This is a genomic window from Streptomyces sp. NPDC016640, assembly GCF_043076215.1.
Lineage (GTDB): Bacteria > Actinomycetota > Actinomycetes > Streptomycetales > Streptomycetaceae > Streptomyces.
Genome location: NZ_JBIBRG010000029.1, coordinates 1 through 17257, shown reverse-complemented (window position 1 = coordinate 17257; position 17257 = coordinate 1). Strand labels below are relative to the sequence as shown.

Annotated in this window: 2 protein-coding genes and 1 pseudogene; all 3 read left to right on the top strand. The window is 75.7% G+C overall.

The genetic code is table 11. The features are described from left to right. On the top strand, positions 1–2916 hold a 2916-nt coding region (locus ACF07S_RS33125), incomplete at its 5' end, for an SDR family NAD(P)-dependent oxidoreductase (protein ID WP_391975894.1). 57 nt (positions 2917–2973) lie between these two features. Further along, positions 2974–14226 carry a type I polyketide synthase gene (locus tag ACF07S_RS33120; protein WP_391975893.1) on the top strand — a complete coding sequence of 3751 codons (11253 nt, stop codon included), beginning with the start codon at positions 2974–2976 and terminating at the stop codon, positions 14224–14226. Positions 14227–14331: 105 nt separating this feature from the next. Further along, positions 14332–17257: pseudogene (locus ACF07S_RS33115) on the top strand (type I polyketide synthase); the annotation flags it as partial.

Below are 17257 nucleotides of genomic sequence, written 5' to 3'. Positions count from 1 at the left end.
ACCCTCCACCCCACCACCACCCAAACCCCCCACCTCGACCTGCCCACCTACCCCTTCCAACGCGACCGCTACTGGCTGGATCCGGTCAGGGCCGCGGCCGGCGACCTGACCGCGGCGGGCGTGACCGCCGTGGGGCATCCGCTGCTCGCGGCCGTGACGGAGTTGCCGGAGACCGACACCACGGTGTGGACGGGCAAGCTGTCCGCCCCTGCCCTTCCCTGGCTCGCCGACCATCTGGTGTGGGACCGGGGCGTGGCGCCCGGCACCGCCGTGCTGGAGATCGTGCTGCAGATCGGGGAGCGGATCGGGCTGCCCCGTATCAGTGAGCTGGTCCTGGAAGCGCCCCTGAGCTGGGGCGCCGACGCTCCGACAGTGGTCCGGACGGTCGTGGGCGCCCTGAGCCCGGAGGGCACGCGGGAGGTGAGCCTTTACTCCCGGCCCGACGACGAAGCCGTCTGGACGCGGCACGCGTCGGGCCGGCTCGCCCGGGCCGGGTCGGAGGAGATCGGGAGCGGCGTCTTCGCGGAGCTCTCCGGGGTCTGGCCGCCTCCCGGCGCGCAGGAGGTCGACATCTCCAGCCAGTACGAGCTGTTCGCCGCCGCCGGGGTGGGCTACGGGGGCGCGTTCCGTGGACTGCGGGCCGTGTGGCGCCGGGAGGACGAGATCTTCGCCGAGGTACGGCTGCCCGACGACCATGCCACCGACGCCGCGGGCTACGGTCTGCATCCCGCGCTGCTCGACGCGGCCCTGCATCCCATCGCGTTGCTCGATCCGCTGGGCGACGGCGGGCACGGGCTTCTGCCGTTCGTGTGGACCGATGTGCTGCGTCCCCGGGACGGCGGGCACACCCTGCGCGTACGCGTCGCCAGGGCGCAGGACCGCCGGACGGACGGCCCGGCGGACAGCGGGCGGGACGACCGTCCCGGCGGCGCCGTCTCGCTCGCGGCGGCCGACCGCGACGGCGTCCCGGTGTTCGTCGCACGCTCGCTGGTGCTGCGTCGTGTCTCCGCCACGCAGTTGCCCGCCGCGCCGTCCGTTCCGCTCCACCGCCTGGACTGGGTGCCGTTGCCGGGCTTCACGGAACCGGTCGGGGCCGGCGACTGCGACCCGTCCGTCCTGGATCTCACCGCACTCACCGCCGACGTCCACCTGACCGTCCGCAGGGTGCTGGAGGCGGTCCAGGCCCACCTCCGGGAACCGGCCGACGACGGCTCGCGGCTGGTCGTCCTCACCCGGGGCGCGGCCGGTCCCGAAGGCGGTGCCGACGATCCGGCGGGGGCGGCCGCCTGGGGGCTGGTCCGCAGCGCGCAGAGCGAGCATCCCGGCCGGTTCGTCCTGATCGACGTCGACGACACGGCGGAGTCCTCGCGGGCGCTGCCCGCCGTCGTGGCTGCCGTGGGGGACGTGGACGCCCCCCAGGTCGCGGTCCGTCAGGGTCGCCCGAGTGTGCCGCGCCTCGTGGCGCTGACCGCCGTCAGGACCGGTGCGGAACCGGGCGGGCCGGGCTCCGCGGGGCTGTTCGATCCGGATGGCACGGTGCTGATCAGCGGTGGGACCGGCGCACTGGCCGCCGTGACCGCCCGGCATCTCGTGGCCCGTCACGGCGTACGGCATCTGCTGCTGGCCGCCAGGCGTGGCATGGACGCGCCGCAGGCGGCCGAGTTGGCGTCGGAACTCGGCGCTCTGGGCGCCGACGTCGAGTTCCGGGCCTGTGATGTCACCGACCGGGCGGCCGTCCGCCGTCTGCTGGACGGGATCCCCGCCGAGCGTCCTCTGAGCTGCGTGGTGCACACCGCCGGCGTCCTGGACGACGGGGTGATCTCCGCGCAGACGCCCGAGCGTGTCGCCGCCGTACTGGGGCCCAAGGCGGACGGCGCGCTCCACTTCGACGAATTGACCCGGGACCGGGAACGGCCCGTTCCGCTGCTGCTGTTCTCCTCGGTCTCGGGTGTCCTGGGAAGTACGGGCCAGGCCGGTTACGCCGCGGCGAACGCCTTCCTGGACGCGCTCGCCGCGCGACGCCGGGCGGACGGTCACCCCGCCCTGTCGCTCGGCTGGGGCTGGTGGACCGGCGCGGGCATGGCCGCCGGGCTGGACCGGGCGGACGCGGCACGCATCCGGCGTTCCGGCATCGCCCCGCTCGACACGGGGACGGCGATGGACCTGTTCGACCGGGCGCTGGCCCGGCCGGAGCCCGCGCTGCTGCCGGTGCGGCTGGACCATGCCGCGCTGCGCGAGGCGGCCCGTGCGGGCACGTTGCCGGAGGTCCTGCGGGATCTCGCCGGTGTCCCGTCCCGCGCTCACCCCACACCGGGGAGCGAAGGCACCGCGACCTCAACCGGGACCGGGACCGAGACCGGCAGCGGCCTCGCCGAGCGGCTCGCGCGCCGCGCGGTTCCCGAGCGCCTGCCCCTGCTGCTCGAACTCGTACGGACCGAGGTCGCCGCGGTACTGGGGCATGGTGACCCCGGCGCGGTGGGTGCCGAACGCTCCTTCAAGGACGCCGGGTTCGACTCGCTCACCGCCGTGGATCTGCGCAACCGGCTCAACGCGCGTACGGGACTGCGGCTGCCGGCGACCCTCGTCTTCGACCACCCGACGCCGCTCGCGCTGGCCGAACTCCTGCTCGCCGGCCTGGACGTGGAACCGGCCACCGCCGGTCCGGAGGACCTGGCCGCCGCGTTCGACCGGCTCGCGCGCGGCCTCGCGGCCCTCGACGACCGTGCCGCCCGCGTCGGCGCGGCCGAGCGGCTGCGCTCCCTGCTCACCGCTCTCACCACCGCCGATCCGGTCCCGGGCACGGGGGCGGATGCGGGCCCGGAAGCGGACGGCGCGCCCACCGAGGTGGTCACCGACCGGCTGAGGTCGGCCTCGGACGACGAGCTCTTCGACCTGTACGACAGCGAGTTCCGGTGACCAGGTTCACGCGATGTGCCTGCCCCGGCCACCACGAGGATGACCCAGAGGAGAACCGTGTCCGCAACGAACGAGGAGAAGCTGCGGGAGTACCTTCGGCGCGCGATGGGCGACCTGCACAGCGTGCGCGAGCGACTGTCGGAGCTGGAGTCGGCACGGCATGAGCCGATCGCGGTGGTGGGCATGGCCTGCCGCTACCCCGGCGGCGTGACCTCGCCCGACGACCTGTGGGAGCTGGTCGCCTCCGGGACCGACGCCATCTCCGCGTTCCCGGCCGACCGCGGCTGGGACCTGGACGGCCTGTACGACCCCGACCCGAGCACCCCCGGCAAGACCTACGTCCGCCACGGCGGCTTCCTGCACGACGCGGCCCAGTTCGACCCCGAGTTCTTCGGCATCAGCCCCCGCGAAGCCACCGCCATGGACCCCCAGCAACGGCTCCTGCTGGAAACCTCCTGGGAAGCCCTCGAACACGCCGGGATCGCCCCCCACACCCTGCGCACCACCCGCACCGGCGTCTTCGCCGGCGTCATGCACCACGACTACGGCAGTCACCAGGTCGGCAGCGCGGCCGACGCCAGTGGACAGCTCGGTCTGGGTACGGCGGGGAGTGTGGCGTCGGGTCGGGTGGCGTACACGCTGGGCCTGCAAGGACCTGCGCTCACCGTGGACACCGCGTGCTCCTCGTCCCTGGTGGCACTGCACCTGGCCGTGCAGTCCCTGCGCCGCGGCGAATGCGACCTCGCCCTCGCCGGCGGGACCACCGTCATGGCCACCCCCACCGTCTTCATCGAGTTCTCCCGCCAGCGCGGACTGGCGCCCGACGGCCGCTGCAAACCCTTCGCCGACACCGCCGACGGCACCGCATGGGCCGAAGGCACCGGCATGCTCCTGATCGAACGACTCTCCGACGCCAAACGGCTCGGCCACCGCGTCCTGGCCGTCGTACGCGGCACCGCCGTCAACCAGGACGGCGCCAGCAACGGCCTCACCGCACCCAGCGGACCCGCCCAGCAACACGTCATCCGCGACGCCCTGGCCGACGCCGGCCTCACCCCCGACGACATCGACGCCGTCGAAGCCCACGGCACCGGCACCCCCCTCGGCGACCCCATCGAAGCCGGCGCCCTCCTCGCCACCTACGGACACCCCGAACGCCGGACACCGCTCCTGCTCGGATCACTGAAGTCCAACATCGGCCACACCCAGGCCGCCGCCGGCATCGCCGGAATCATCAAGATGATCCAGGCCCTGCACCACAACACCCTCCCGCGCACCCTGCACGCCGACCACCCCACCACCAAGGTCGACTGGGAAGCCGGCCGGATACAACTCCTCACCGACGCCCAACCCTGGCCCGCCGACCCCGACCGGCCACGCCGCGCCGGCATCTCCGCCTTCGGCGTCAGCGGCACCAACGCCCACGCCATCATCGAAGAACCCACCCCCGCCGAAGCACCAACACACACACCCGCCCCACCCGTCATCGCCTGGCCGCTGTCCGCCCACACCCCCGCCGCCCTGCGCGCCCAAGCCGCTCGCCTGCGTGCCCGGCTCCACCGCACCGCCGACGCCCTCTCCCCCGCCGACTCCGCCGGCATCGGTCACGCTCTGGCCGTCGGGCGGGCCGTGCTCCCCCACCGGGCGGTGCTGCTCGGTGACGGCGCCGCCCCGCTGGACGCCCTTGCCGCGCTGGCCTCGGGCGAGGTCTCGCCGGACGTCGTCACGGGCAGCGCGGCCGATGTGCGCCGGGTCGCCTTCGTCTTTCCCGGCCAGGGCGCGCAGTGGGCCGGCATGGGCGCCGAACTCCTCGATTCCTCACCGGTGTTCGCGGCGGAGCTGGCACGGTGCGAGGCCGCGCTCGAGCCGTTCGTGGACTGGTCGCTCACCGATGTGCTGCGCGGGGCGCCGGGGGCGCCCGGTCTTGACCGGGTGGACGTCGTGCAGCCGGTGACCTTCGCCGTCGTGGTCGGTCTCGCGGCGATGTGGCGGTGGCTCGGTGTCGAGCCGGCTGCCGTGATCGGCCACTCCCAGGGCGAGATCGCCGCCGCCCACGTCGCCGGGGTGCTCTCGCTGGAGGACGCCGCCAGGGTGGTGGCGCTGCGCTCCCGGCTCATCGCCCGTGAACTCGCGGGGCGGGGCGGTATGGCCTCGGTGGCCCTGGCCGCGGCCGACGTCGAGGCGCGGCTGGCCGGTGCGGGTGCCGCCACGGATGCCGGTGCCGGTCCCTGGGACCTCGAGATCGCGGCCGTCAACGGACCGGAGACGACCGTCGTCTGCGGTGCGCCCGGTGCGCTGGACTCGCTGCTGGGCGTGCTGGAGGGCGAGGGCGTCCGGGTCCGTCGTATCGACGTGGACTACGCGTCGCACTCCCGCCACGTCGAGGGGATCCGGGACGAGTTGGCGGCCGTACTCGCGGGGATCCGGCCGCGCGCGGGCAGCGTGCCCTTCTACTCGACCGTCGGGGCGGAGCCGCTGGACGGGACCGCGCTCGACGCCGGGTACTGGTACCGCAACCTGCGCCACCGGGTGCAGTTCGAGTCCGCGCTGCGGGCGATGCTGGCCGACGGGGTGGACGCCTTCGTGGAGTGCTCCCCGCACCCGGTTCTCACCGTCCCCGTACGGCAGACGCTGGAGAGCGCGGGGGCGGGCGCGGTGGCCGTCGGCTCGCTGCGGCGCGACGACGGCGGCCTGCGGCGGTTCCTCACATCCGCCGCGGAGGCCCAGGTCAAGGGCGTTCCGGTGGACTGGACGGCGCTCTGTCCGCGTGCGGGGTGGGTGGACCTGCCCACATACGCCTTCCAGCGCGAGCGGTACTGGGTGGCCCCGGCGGAACCGAGGCCGGCGGCCGGGGCGGGTTCTGCCGCTGCGACCGGTCCGGCGTCGGCCGCCCGGAGCGGCTCCGGGCAGGAGGGTGCCGCCTCGGCGTACGGTGACCGGCTCGCGTACCACGTCGCCTGGCAGGGGCTGCTGCCGGGCGCCGACGCCTGGCGGCCGGGACCGTGGCTGCTGATCGTGCCGGCCGGGGAGCGGGAGGCCGGGGTCGCCGACGCCGTGGAGCAGGCGATCGCCTCCTTCGGGGGGACGGTCCGCCGGGTCACGGCCGACCCGCTGTCGACCGGCCGCGACGGGCTCCGCGCCCTGCTCGCACCCGTGTTCGCCGGGGAGGAGCCGTTGGCCGGTGCCGTGTCGCTGCTGGGCGTGTGCACGGACGGCCACCCGGAGCATCCCGGTGTGCCGGCGGGGGTCACCGGGACCCTCGCCCTCGTCCAGGCGCTGGCCGATCTCGGCGTCGCCGTACCGCTGTGGACGGTCACCCGGGGTGCCGTCGCCGCCGGGCCGGACGAGGTGCCGTCCGCCGAGGGGGCCCAGTTGTGGGGCCTGGGGCGGGCTGCGGCGCTGGAGCTGCCCGAGCTGTGGGGCGGTCTCGTCGACCTGCCGGAGCGGCCCGACGCCCGGGCCTTCGACCGGCTCGCCGCGGTGCTCGCCGGGACCGGGACCGAGGACCAGGTCGCCATCAGGGCGTCGGGCGTCTTCGGCCGCCGTGTCCTGCGGACCCCGGCGGAAGCGACGCCGCCCGCGTGGCGGCCCCGGGGCACGGTCCTCGTCGTCGGGGACTCCGCGACGGTGCCCGCCCGGCTGCTGCGGTCCCTGCTGGACGACGGGGCGGACCGCGTGGTGCTGGCCGGGGCGGACGCCGGTACGGAGACCGGCGCCGGGACGGCCGAGCCGGCCCCCGACGCGGCTGTGGTCCGGGTGTCGTGTGAGGTCACCGACCGGTCCGTCCTGGCCGGCCTGCTCGCGGAGTACCGTCCGGCCGTCGTCGTCCACGCGCCGCCGCTGGTGCCGCTGGCACCCCTCGTCGAGACGGCGCCCGGTGACATCGCCGAGGCGGTGGCCGCGAAGACGGCCGTCGCAGGTCATCTGATCGGTCTGGCGGCCGAGGCCGACCTGCAGGCGCTGGTGCTGTTCTCCTCCGTTTCGGGTGTGTGGGGCGGCGCCGCCCAGGGCTGCTACGCGGCGGCCACCGCGCACCTGGACGCCCTCGCCGAACGCGCACGGGCCGCCGGTCTGCCCGCGCTGTCGGTCGCGTGGAGCCCCTGGGCGGGCGGCGCCCACGCGGAGGGCGCCGACGAGGAGTTCCTGAGCAGGCGCGGGCTGGTCCCGCTCGATCCCGGTGCGGCGGTGCGCTCGCTGCGCCGGCTGCTGGCGGGGGGCAGCGCGTGCGGCGCCGTCGCCGACGTCGTGTGGGAACGCTTCGTCGCCTCGTACACGTCCGTACGGCCGACCGCCCTGTTCGACGACGTGCCCGATGTGCGGGAGCTGCGCGCCGCCCGGCGCGCGGCGGACGCCGACGACCCGGCCGCCGCCGAGCTGGTGCGGGAGTTGTCCGCCCGGTCCGGCGACCAGCGGCGGGCCGCGCTGCTGCGACTGGTCCGCACACATGCCGCCGCCGTGCTGGGGAAGGCGTCCGGCGACGCGGTGGACAGTACGCGGGCGTTCCGTGAGCTGGGCTTCGAGTCGCTGACGGCGGTCGAGCTGCGCGGCCGGCTCGCGGAGGCGACCGGGCTGACGCTGCCCGCCTCCCTGGTCTTCGACCATCCCACCCCCGCCGCACTCGCCCGCCACCTCGGCGAGCGGCTCTTCGGCGACGAGGCCGGCACGGCCGCCGCCGCGAAGGCCCCGGTGGTGCGGAAAGCGGACGCGGGCGAGCCGATCGCGATCATCGGCATGGCGTGCCGGCTGCCGGGCGGGGTGCGCTCCCCGGAGGACCTGTGGGAGCTGCTCTCCGGCGGGGCCGACGCCATCACCGCCTTCCCCGCCGACCGGGGCTGGGACAACGACGGTCTCTATGACCCCGACCCCGCCGCGTCGCGCCGCACCTACGCCCGCGCGGGCGGGTTCCTGCACGACGCGGCCGAGTTCGATCCCGGCTTCTTCGGGATCAGCCCGCGCGAGGCACTGGCGATGGACCCGCAGCAGCGGCTGAGCCTGGAGACGGCCTGGGAGACCTTCGAACGGGCCGGGCTCGACCCCACGCGACTGCGCGGCAGCCGCACGGGGGTCTTCGTGGGCACGAACGGCCAGCACTACGTGCCGTTGCTGCAGAACGGGGGCGCGGACGGCGAGAGTTTCGACGGCTACATCTCCACGGGCAACTCCGCCAGCGTGATGTCCGGCCGGCTGTCGTACGTCTTCGGTCTGGAGGGGCCCGCGGTCACCGTCGACACGGCCTGTTCCGCCTCCCTCACCGCGCTGCACCTGTCGGTGCAGTCGCTGCGCCGGGGGGAGTGCGATCTGGCGCTGGTCAGCGGTGCCACGGTGATGTCCACGCCGGAGATGCTGGTGGACTTCGCCCGGCAGCGTGCGATCTCGCCGGACGGCCGCAGCAAGGCCTTCGCCGAGGCCGCCGACGGCGTCGGTCTGGCCGAGGGTGCCGTGACGCTGCTGGTGGAACGGTTGTCGGACGCCGAGCGGCTCGGCCACTCCGTCCTGGCCGTCGTGCGCGGCACCGCCGTCAACCAGGACGGCGCCAGCAACGGCCTCACCGCACCCAGCGGACCCGCCCAGCAGAACGTCATCCGCGACGCCCTGGCCGACGCCGGCCTCACCCCCGACGACGTCGACGCCGTCGAAGCCCACGGCACCGGCACCCCCCTCGGCGACCCCATCGAAGCCGGCGCCCTGCTGGCCACCTACGGACACCCCGAACGCCGGACGCCGCTCCTGCTCGGATCGGTGAAGTCCAACATCGGCCACACCCAGGCCGCCGCCGGCATCGCCGGAGTCATCAAGATGGTGCAGGCGCTGCGGCACGGCACCCTCCCGCGCACCCTCCACGTCGACCGGCCCACCACCAAGGTCGACTGGGAAGCCGGCCGGATACAGCTCCTCACCGACGCCCAACCCTGGCCCGCCGACCCCGGCCGGCCACGCCGCGCCGGCATCTCCGCCTTCGGCATCAGCGGCACCAACGCCCACGCCATCATCGAGGAACCGCCCCGGACGGCCGTACCCGAGTCGCCCGAGTCGCCCGAGTCGCCCCCGACGGACGCGCTGCCGTCGCGGGACCGGGACCGGGACCCGGACCGGTGGGAGGGGGTGACCGTGCCGCTGATGCTGTCCGCGCACAGCGAGGCCGCACTGCGCGAGCAGGCGCGACGGCTGCGCGCGGGGTTCCTCGCGCGTCCCGACCGGCGTCCCGCCGACGTCGGACACGCCCTGCTCAGCACCCGCGCCCGCTTCGGACGGCGTGCGGCGGTGGTCGGCGAGAGCGTGGCGGAGCTGGCCGAGGTCCTCGACGCCGTCGCCGAAGGCAGCCCGCATCCGCTGGCGGCGACCGGCACCGCGGGAACGGCCGACCGTGTCGTGTTCGTGTTCCCCGGCCAGGGATCGCAGTGGGCCGGCATGGCCGAGGGGCTGCTGGAGCGTTCCGGCGCGTTCCGGAGCGCCGCCGAATCCTGCGACGCCGCGCTGCGGCCGCACCTTGGCTGGTCGGTGCTGAGCGTGCTGCGCGGGGAACCGGATGCGCCCTCGCTCGACCGGGTCGACGTCGTGCAGCCGGTGCTGTTCACGATGATGGTCTCGCTCGCGGCGGTCTGGCGTGCGCTGGGCGTGGAACCGGCGGCGGTCGTCGGGCACTCGCAGGGCGAGATCGCCGCTGCCCATGTCGCCGGGGCGCTGTCGCTGGACGACTCGGCCCGGATCGTCGCCCTGCGCAGTCGGGCGTGGCTCGGGCTGGCGGGCAAGGGCGGCATGGTGGCGGTGCCGATGCCGGCGGAGGAACTGCGGCCGCGGCTGGTGACGTGGGGGGACCGGCTCGCCGTCGCCGCCGTCAACAGCCCCGGCTCCTGTGCCGTCGCCGGCGAGCCGGAGGCGCTGGCGGAACTGGTCGCGCAGCTGACCGGTGAGGGCGTGCACGCCCGGCCGATCCCGGGCGTCGACACGGCGGGCCACTCGCCGCAGGTGGACGCGTTGCGGACCCATCTGCTGGAGGTGCTGGCCCCGGTCGCCCCCCGGCCGGCCGGCATCCCCTTCTACTCGACGGTGACCGGCGGGCTGCTGGACGGCACGGAACTGGACGCGCCGTACTGGTACCGCAACATGCGCGAGCCCGTCGAGTTCGAGCGGGCCACGCGGGCGCTGATCGCCGACGGGCACGACGTCTTCCTGGAGACGAGTCCGCATCCCATGCTGGCCGTGGCGCTGGAGGAGACGGTCACCGACGCCGGCACCGACGCGGCGGTGCTGGGGACCCTGCGCCGTCGCCACGGCGGTCCCCGCGCGCTGGCCCTGGCCGTCGGCCGCGCCTTCGCGCACGGCGTGGAGGTGAGGCCCGAGGCGGTCTTCGGACCGGACGCACGGCCCGTGGAGCTGCCCACCTACCCGTTCCAGCGGGAGCGCTACTGGTACCACCCCGGTGTCCGGGGCGGCGACCCCGCCTCCCTGGGCGTGGACGGTGCCGATCACCCGTTGCTCGGCGGCGGCGTGGAACTGCCCGACTCCGGCGGCCATGTGTACACCGCGCGGATCGGCGTCGACGGGTTCCCCTGGCTGGCCGACCACACCCTGCTGGGAGCGGTGCTGCTGCCGGGTGCGGCCTTCGCCGACCTCGCGCTGTGGGCGGGGCGCCAGAACGGCGCCGGGCGGATCGAGGAACTCACGCTGTCGTCGCCGCTGACGGTGCCCGCCGACGGCGGGGTCCGGCTGCGGCTGAGCGTGGCGGGCCGGGGGCCGGGCGGGGACCGCCGCTTCACCGTCCACGCCCGCCCGGAGGACGCCGCCGACTGGAGCCTGCACGCCGAGGGCCTCCTCGCGCCCGACGAGGGCGCGGGCGAGGGCGCGGGTGCGTACGCGGCGGCTGCTGCGCCGGGTGCCGAGCCGCTGGACGTCAGCGACTTCTACGACCGGTTCGCCGAGCGCGGCTACGGGTACGGGCCCGTGTTCCGCGGGCTGGTGACGGCGTACCGGGACGGTGCCGACATCCACGCGGAGGTGGCGCTGCCCAGGTCGGCCCAGGGCGACGCGTCGCGGTTCGGACTGCACCCCGCGCTGCTGGACGCGGCCCTGCAGACGATGAGCCTCGGGACGTTCTTCCCCGAGGACGGGCAGGTGCGGATGCCGTTCGCGCTGCGCGGCATACGGCTGCACCGCCTGGGTGCCGACCGGCTGTGGGTCCGGGTCTCGCCGGTGTCCGAGGACGCGGTCCGGGTCCAGTGCGCCGACGCCGAGGGGCGGCCGGTCGCCGAGATCGACTCGGTCGTCATGCGCCCGGTCGACCCGGGTCACCTGGCGCACGCCGGCCGCCGGGTTCCCGACTCGCTGTTCGGACTCACCTGGGACGCCGTCCCCGCGCCCGGCACCGCGGCGAACGGCGCCGCCCCGCCGCTGCGCTGGGTGGTCGCGGGACCCGACGCCCTGTCCCTGGCCGAGGCGGCCGACGCCCACCTGCCCGACCTGCCCGTCCCGGGCGCGGACGGCGCACCGCAGCCGTGGGGCGGGCAGTCCGCGCCGGACGCGGTCGTGTTCGGTGTGGCGGGCGGGGACGGGGACCTCGACCTGGAGGCCCGGGGCGTTGTCCGCCGGGTGCTGGAGCTGGTGCAGCGGTGGCTCGCGGCGCCGGCCGGAGCCGAGGGGCCGCGGCTCGTCGTGGCGACCCGGGGCGCGGTCGCGGTGCGTGGCGACGGCGAGGTGACCGACCCGGCGGCGGCCGCCGCGTGGGGTCTGCTGCGTTCCGCGCAGGCCGAGGAACCGGGCCGGTTCCTGCTCGTCGACGTGGACGACGACCCGGTGTCGGTACGGGCCCTGCCCGCCGCCCTCGCCTCGGTCCTCGTCTCGGGCGAACCGCAGACGGCGGTGCGGGCCGGCACGGCGTACCTGCCCCGGCTGGACCGCGCCGGCGGCACGTCCGCCGGCGCCGCGCTCATCCCGCCGGCCGGGGGCGGTGCGTGGCGGCTCCGCCGGGGTGCGGACGGCACCCTGGACGGGCTGGCCCTGCTGCCCGCTCCCGACGCGGACGCCCCGCTGGAGCCGGGGCAGGTGCGGGTCGCCGTGCGTGCCGCCGGTGTCAACTTCAGGGACACCCTCCTCGCCCTGGGCATGTATCCGGGCGAGGCCGAGCTGGGCACCGAGGGAGCGGGCGTCGTCATCGAGGCCGGTCCCGGTGTCACCCGGTTCCGCCCCGGCGACCGGGTGCTGGGCCTGTGGAACGGCGGCTTCGGCCCCGTGTGCACCGCCGACGAGCGGCTGCTCGCGCCGGTCCCGGACGGCTGGTCCTTCGTCCGCGCCGCGTCGGTCCCGGCGGTGTTCCTGAGCGCCTACTACGGCCTGGTCGTCCTGGCCGGCCTGCGGCGCGGGGAGAGGGTGCTGGTGCACGCCGCCGCCGGAGGCGTCGGTATGGCCGCCGTGCAGATCGCCCACCACCTGGGCGCGGAGGTGCTGGCGACCGCGAGTCCCGCCAAGTGGGACACCGTGCGCGGCCTGGGCGTCGCGGACGAGCACATCGCCTCCTCCCGCACCCTCGACTTCGCGACGGCGTTCTCCCGCGGGAGCCGGCCGGCCGGCGTCGACGTCGTCCTCAACTCACTGGCGCACGAGTACACCGACGCGTCCCTGACCCTGCTCGGCCCCGGCGGGCGGTTCCTGGACCTGGGCCGAACCGACGTACGCGACCCGCTCCGGGTCGCTGCGGACCACCCCGGCGTCCACTACCGGGCGTTCGGCCTGGACGAGGTGGACCCCGGCGAACTCGGCCGGATGCTCACCGAGTTGATGGAGCTGTTCGGGCGGGGCGCACTGCGGCCGCTGCCGGTCGCCGCGTACGACGTGCGCCGCGCCGCCGACGCCCTGCGCACGATCAGCCAGGCCCGGCACGTCGGCAAGCTGGTGCTGACGATGCCGCCCGCGTTCGGCCCGTACGGCACGGTGCTCATCACGGGCGGCACGGGGACGATCGGCAGCCGGATCGCCCGGCATCTGGTCACCCGGCACGGCGTTCGCCACCTGCTGCTGGCCTCGCGCGGCGGCCCGGACGGCGACGGCGCCGCCGGACTCGTCGCGGAACTGGCCGAGGCGGGCGCGTCGGCCACGGTCGTCGCCTGCGACGTCGCCGACCCCGACGCGGTGCGGCGGCTGCTCGCCGAGGTACCCGAGCGGCAGCCCCTGACGGCGGTGGTGCACAGCGCGGGCGTCCTCGACGACGGCATGCTGCCCTCCCTCACCCCCGAACGGCTGGAGCGGGTGCTGCGGCCCAAGGTGGACGCCGCCGTGCACCTGGACCGGCTCACCCGGGACCTGGACCTGTCGGCGTTCGTCCTGTTCTCGTCCAGCGCCGCGCTGCTGGGCAGTCCCGCCCAGGGCAACTACGCGGCGGCCAACGCCGTGCTCGACGCCCTCGCGGCCCGGCGGCGCGCACTCGGTCTGCCGGCGGTCTCGGTGGCCTGGGGGCTGTGGACGGACAGCAGCCGTATGCACACGCTGGACCAGGAGAGCCTGGGCCGACGGTTCGCGCGGAGCGGCTTCCCGCCCATGCCGGCGTCCCAGGCCACCGCGTTGTTCGACGCGGTGCTCGGGGTGGACGAGGCGGTCCAGTACCCCATGCGGCTGGACCTGGCCGCGCTGCGCGCCACCGGAACGGTCCCGCCCCTGCTGTCACGGCTCGTCGCACGCGCTCCGGACGGCACGGCGGCCGGGCGGGGCCGGACCGACACCGTCGGCGGCGACGGTCAGGTGAGCGGTGAGGCGTTCGCCGAGCGCCTGTCCGCCCTGTCGGACGAGGAACGCCTCGACACGCTGCTGGAGCTGGTGCGTGAACTCGTCGCCGCGGTGCTGGGCCACGGCTCCGCCGCCTCGGTCGCCTCGGACCGGGCCTTCCGCGAGGCGGGCTTCGACTCCCTGACCGCGGTGGAACTGCGCAACCGGCTGGCCGCGGCGACGGGTCTGCGGCTGCCCGCGACCCTGGTCTTCGACCATCCGACGCCGGCCGCGCTGGCCGGCCGTCTGGACGAGCTGCTCGTGCCGCGGCGGCCTGCCGGTACCGGCCCCGCCCCGGCCGGACTCGACCGGATCGAGGAGGCGCTGGCCGCCCTCACCCCCGACGGCCCGGCCGCCGCGCTCCCCGCCCCCCGGACCCCGGCCGAGATCGCGTCGCACCTGGACGCCCTGGCCGGCCGCTGGCGCGCCCTCCACAGCGGCACCCCGGACACCGGCGACACCGCCCAGGGCACCGGCGACCACATCGACGACGTCCTGGGTGCCGCGGCCGACGACGAGATCTTCGCGTACATCGACGAACGGTTCGGCACGTCCTGACCCCGCCCGGCCGACAGCCCGGCCGGCCATGGACCGCACAGCCCCGAAGGGAAGACCGCTGTGGAGAACGAAGCTCCGAAGGAGTCGAACGAGCCGGACGCGGCGAAGCTGCGCTCCTACCTCAGGCGCGTGACGGCCGAGCTGCACCGGGCCACCGAGCAGCTGCGGGCCGTCGACGAGCGGGCGCGGGAACCGATCGCGATCGTCGGCATGGCCTGCCGGCTGCCCGGCGGGGTGCGCGGACCCGAGGACCTGTGGGAGCTGCTGCGCTCGGAGACCGACGCCGTCTCCCCCGCACCGTCCGACCGCGGCTGGGACGTGACGGCGATGTACTCGCCCGACCCGGACCGGGCGGGGACCACGTACTGCCGCGAGGGGGGATTCGTCCGGGGAGTCGACCGGTTCGACCCCGGCCCGTTCGGGATCTCGCCCAACGAGGCGCTGGCCATGGACCCCCAGCAGCGGCTCCTGCTGGAGACGGTGTGGGAATCACTGGAACGGGCCGGCATCGACCCGAAGTCGCTGCGGGGCAGCCGCACCGGGGTGTTCGCCGGTGCCTGGGAGAGCGGCTACCAGAAGGGTCTGGACGCGGTCGACGCCGGACTGGAGGCCCAGCTCCTGGCCGGGATCGTCAGTTTCACGGCGGGCCGGGTCTCGTACACCCTGGGCCTGGAGGGTCCCGCCCTGACGGTGGACACGGCGTGTTCGTCGTCGCTGGTGGCGCTGCACCTGGCGGTGCAGTCCCTGCGACGCGGGGAATGCGACCTCGCCCTCGCCGGCGGTGCGACGGTCATCGCCGACCCCGCCCTCCTGGTGCAGTTCTCGCGGCAGCGGGCGCTGGCGCCGGACGGCCGCTGCAAGGCCTTCGCCGAGGCCGCCGACGGTTTCGGGCCCGCCGAGGGCGCCGGGATGCTGCTGGTGGAACGGTTGTCGGACGCCGAGCGGCTCGGCCACCGCGTCCTGGCCGTCGTGCGCGGCACCGCCGTCAACCAGGACGGCGCCAGCAACGGCCTCACCGCACCCAGCGGACCCGCCCAGCAGAAGGTCATCCGGGAGGCCCTGGCCGACGCCGGCCTCACCCCCGACGACGTCGACGCCGTCGAAGCCCACGGCACCGGCACCCCCCTCGGCGACCCCATCGAAGCCGGCGCCCTGCTGGCCACCTACGGACACCCCGAACGCCGGACGCCGCTCTGGCTGGGGTCGTTGAAGTCCAACATCGGCCACACCCAGGCCGCCGCCGGTGTCGCCGGGATCATCAAGATGGTGCAGGCGCTGCGGCACGGCGCCCTCCCGCGCACCCTGCACGTCGACCACCCCACCACCAAGGTCGACTGGGAGGCCGGCCCGCTGCGGCTCCTCGCCGAGGCCCGGCCCTGGCCCGCCGACCCCGGCCGGCCACGCCGCGCCGGCGTCTCCTCGTTCGGCGTCAGCGGCACCAACGCCCACGTCGTCATCGAAGAACCACCGGTGTCCGCCGAAGCGCCTCCGCCGCCCCCGGCCACGTCCCCGACGACCGTCCTCCCCTTGTCGGCCGCCGGCGCGGCGCCCCTGCGCGAGCAGGCCCGGCGGCTCGCCGAGCATCTCGCCGCCCATCCGGAGATCACGCCGGCCGACGCCGCGTACTCCGCCGCCACCACCCGCGCGGCGCTCTCCCACCGGGCCTCGGTCCCGGCCGACGACCGTGAGTCGCTGATCGCGCGGCTGCGCTCGGTCGCGGAGGAGCGGCCGGAGCCCGACGTCGTGCTCGGCGAGGCCGGCAGCGACCGGGCGCCGCTCTTCGTCTTCCCCGGACAGGGCGCCCAGTGGGCCGGACTGGGAGCGCGGCTCCTCGCGGACTCGCCCGTCTTCCGCGCCAGGGCCGAGGCGTGCGCGCGGGCGCTGGCGCCCCACCTCGACTGGTCGGTCCTCGACGTGCTGGCCGGCGCCCCGGGCACCCCTCCCATCGACCGCGCCGACGTGGTGCAACCGGTGCTGTTCACCACGATGGTCTCGCTGGCCGCCCTCTGGGAGGCCCACGGGGTGCGGCCGGCCGCGGTCGTGGGCCACTCCCAGGGCGAGGTGGCCGCGGCCTGCGTGGCCGGTGCCCTGTCGCTGGACGACGCCGCCCTGGTGATCGCCGGACGCAGCAGGCTGTGGGGGCGGCTGGCCGGGAACGGCGGGATGCTCGCGGTGATGGCTCCGGCCCAGCGGATCCGTGAGCTGCTCGAACCATGGCGGCAGCGGATTTCCGTGGCGGCGGTCAACGGCCCCGCCTCGGTCACCGTCTCCGGCGACGCGCTCGCGCTGGAGGAGTTCGGCGCGCGGCTCTCCGCCGAGGGGGTGCTGCGCTGGCCGCTGCCGGGCGTCGACTTCGCCGGCCACTCACCGCAGGTGGAGGAGTTCCGCGCCGAGCTCCTGGACCTGCTCTCCGGCGTACGGCCGGTTCCCGCGCGGATACCGTTCTTCTCCACCGTGACCGCCGGCCCCCGTACCGGCGACCAGCTGGACGGGGCGTACTGGTACCGCAACACGCGCGAACCCGTGGAGTTCGACGCCACGGTGCGGGCGCTGCTGCGCGCGGGCCACCACACGTTCATCGAGGTCGGTCCGCATCCGCTGCTCAACGCCGCGATCGACGAGATCGCAGCGGACGAGGGGGTGCCGGCCACCGCCCTGCACACGCTCCAGCGGGGCGCGGGCGGCCTGGACCGCATGCGCAACGCGGTGGGCGCCGCCTTCGCGCACGGGGTCCGGGTCGACCGGAACGCCCTGTACGAGGGGACCGGTGCGCGCCGGGTACCGCTTCCCTCGTACGCCTTCCACCGTGACCGGTTCTGGCTGCCGACCGCCGTCGCCCGGCGGGCCGCGACGTCGTCGTCCCGGCCCACGGACGCCTGGCGTTACCGGGTGACCTGGACGGCCCTGGAGACTCCCGCCGGTGACGGCAGGCTGACGGGGCGTTGGCTGGTGATCGGTCAGGACGGGGACTCCCTCGTACCCGACCTCACCACCGCACTGCGCACCGCCGGCGCCGACACCCACACCCTCA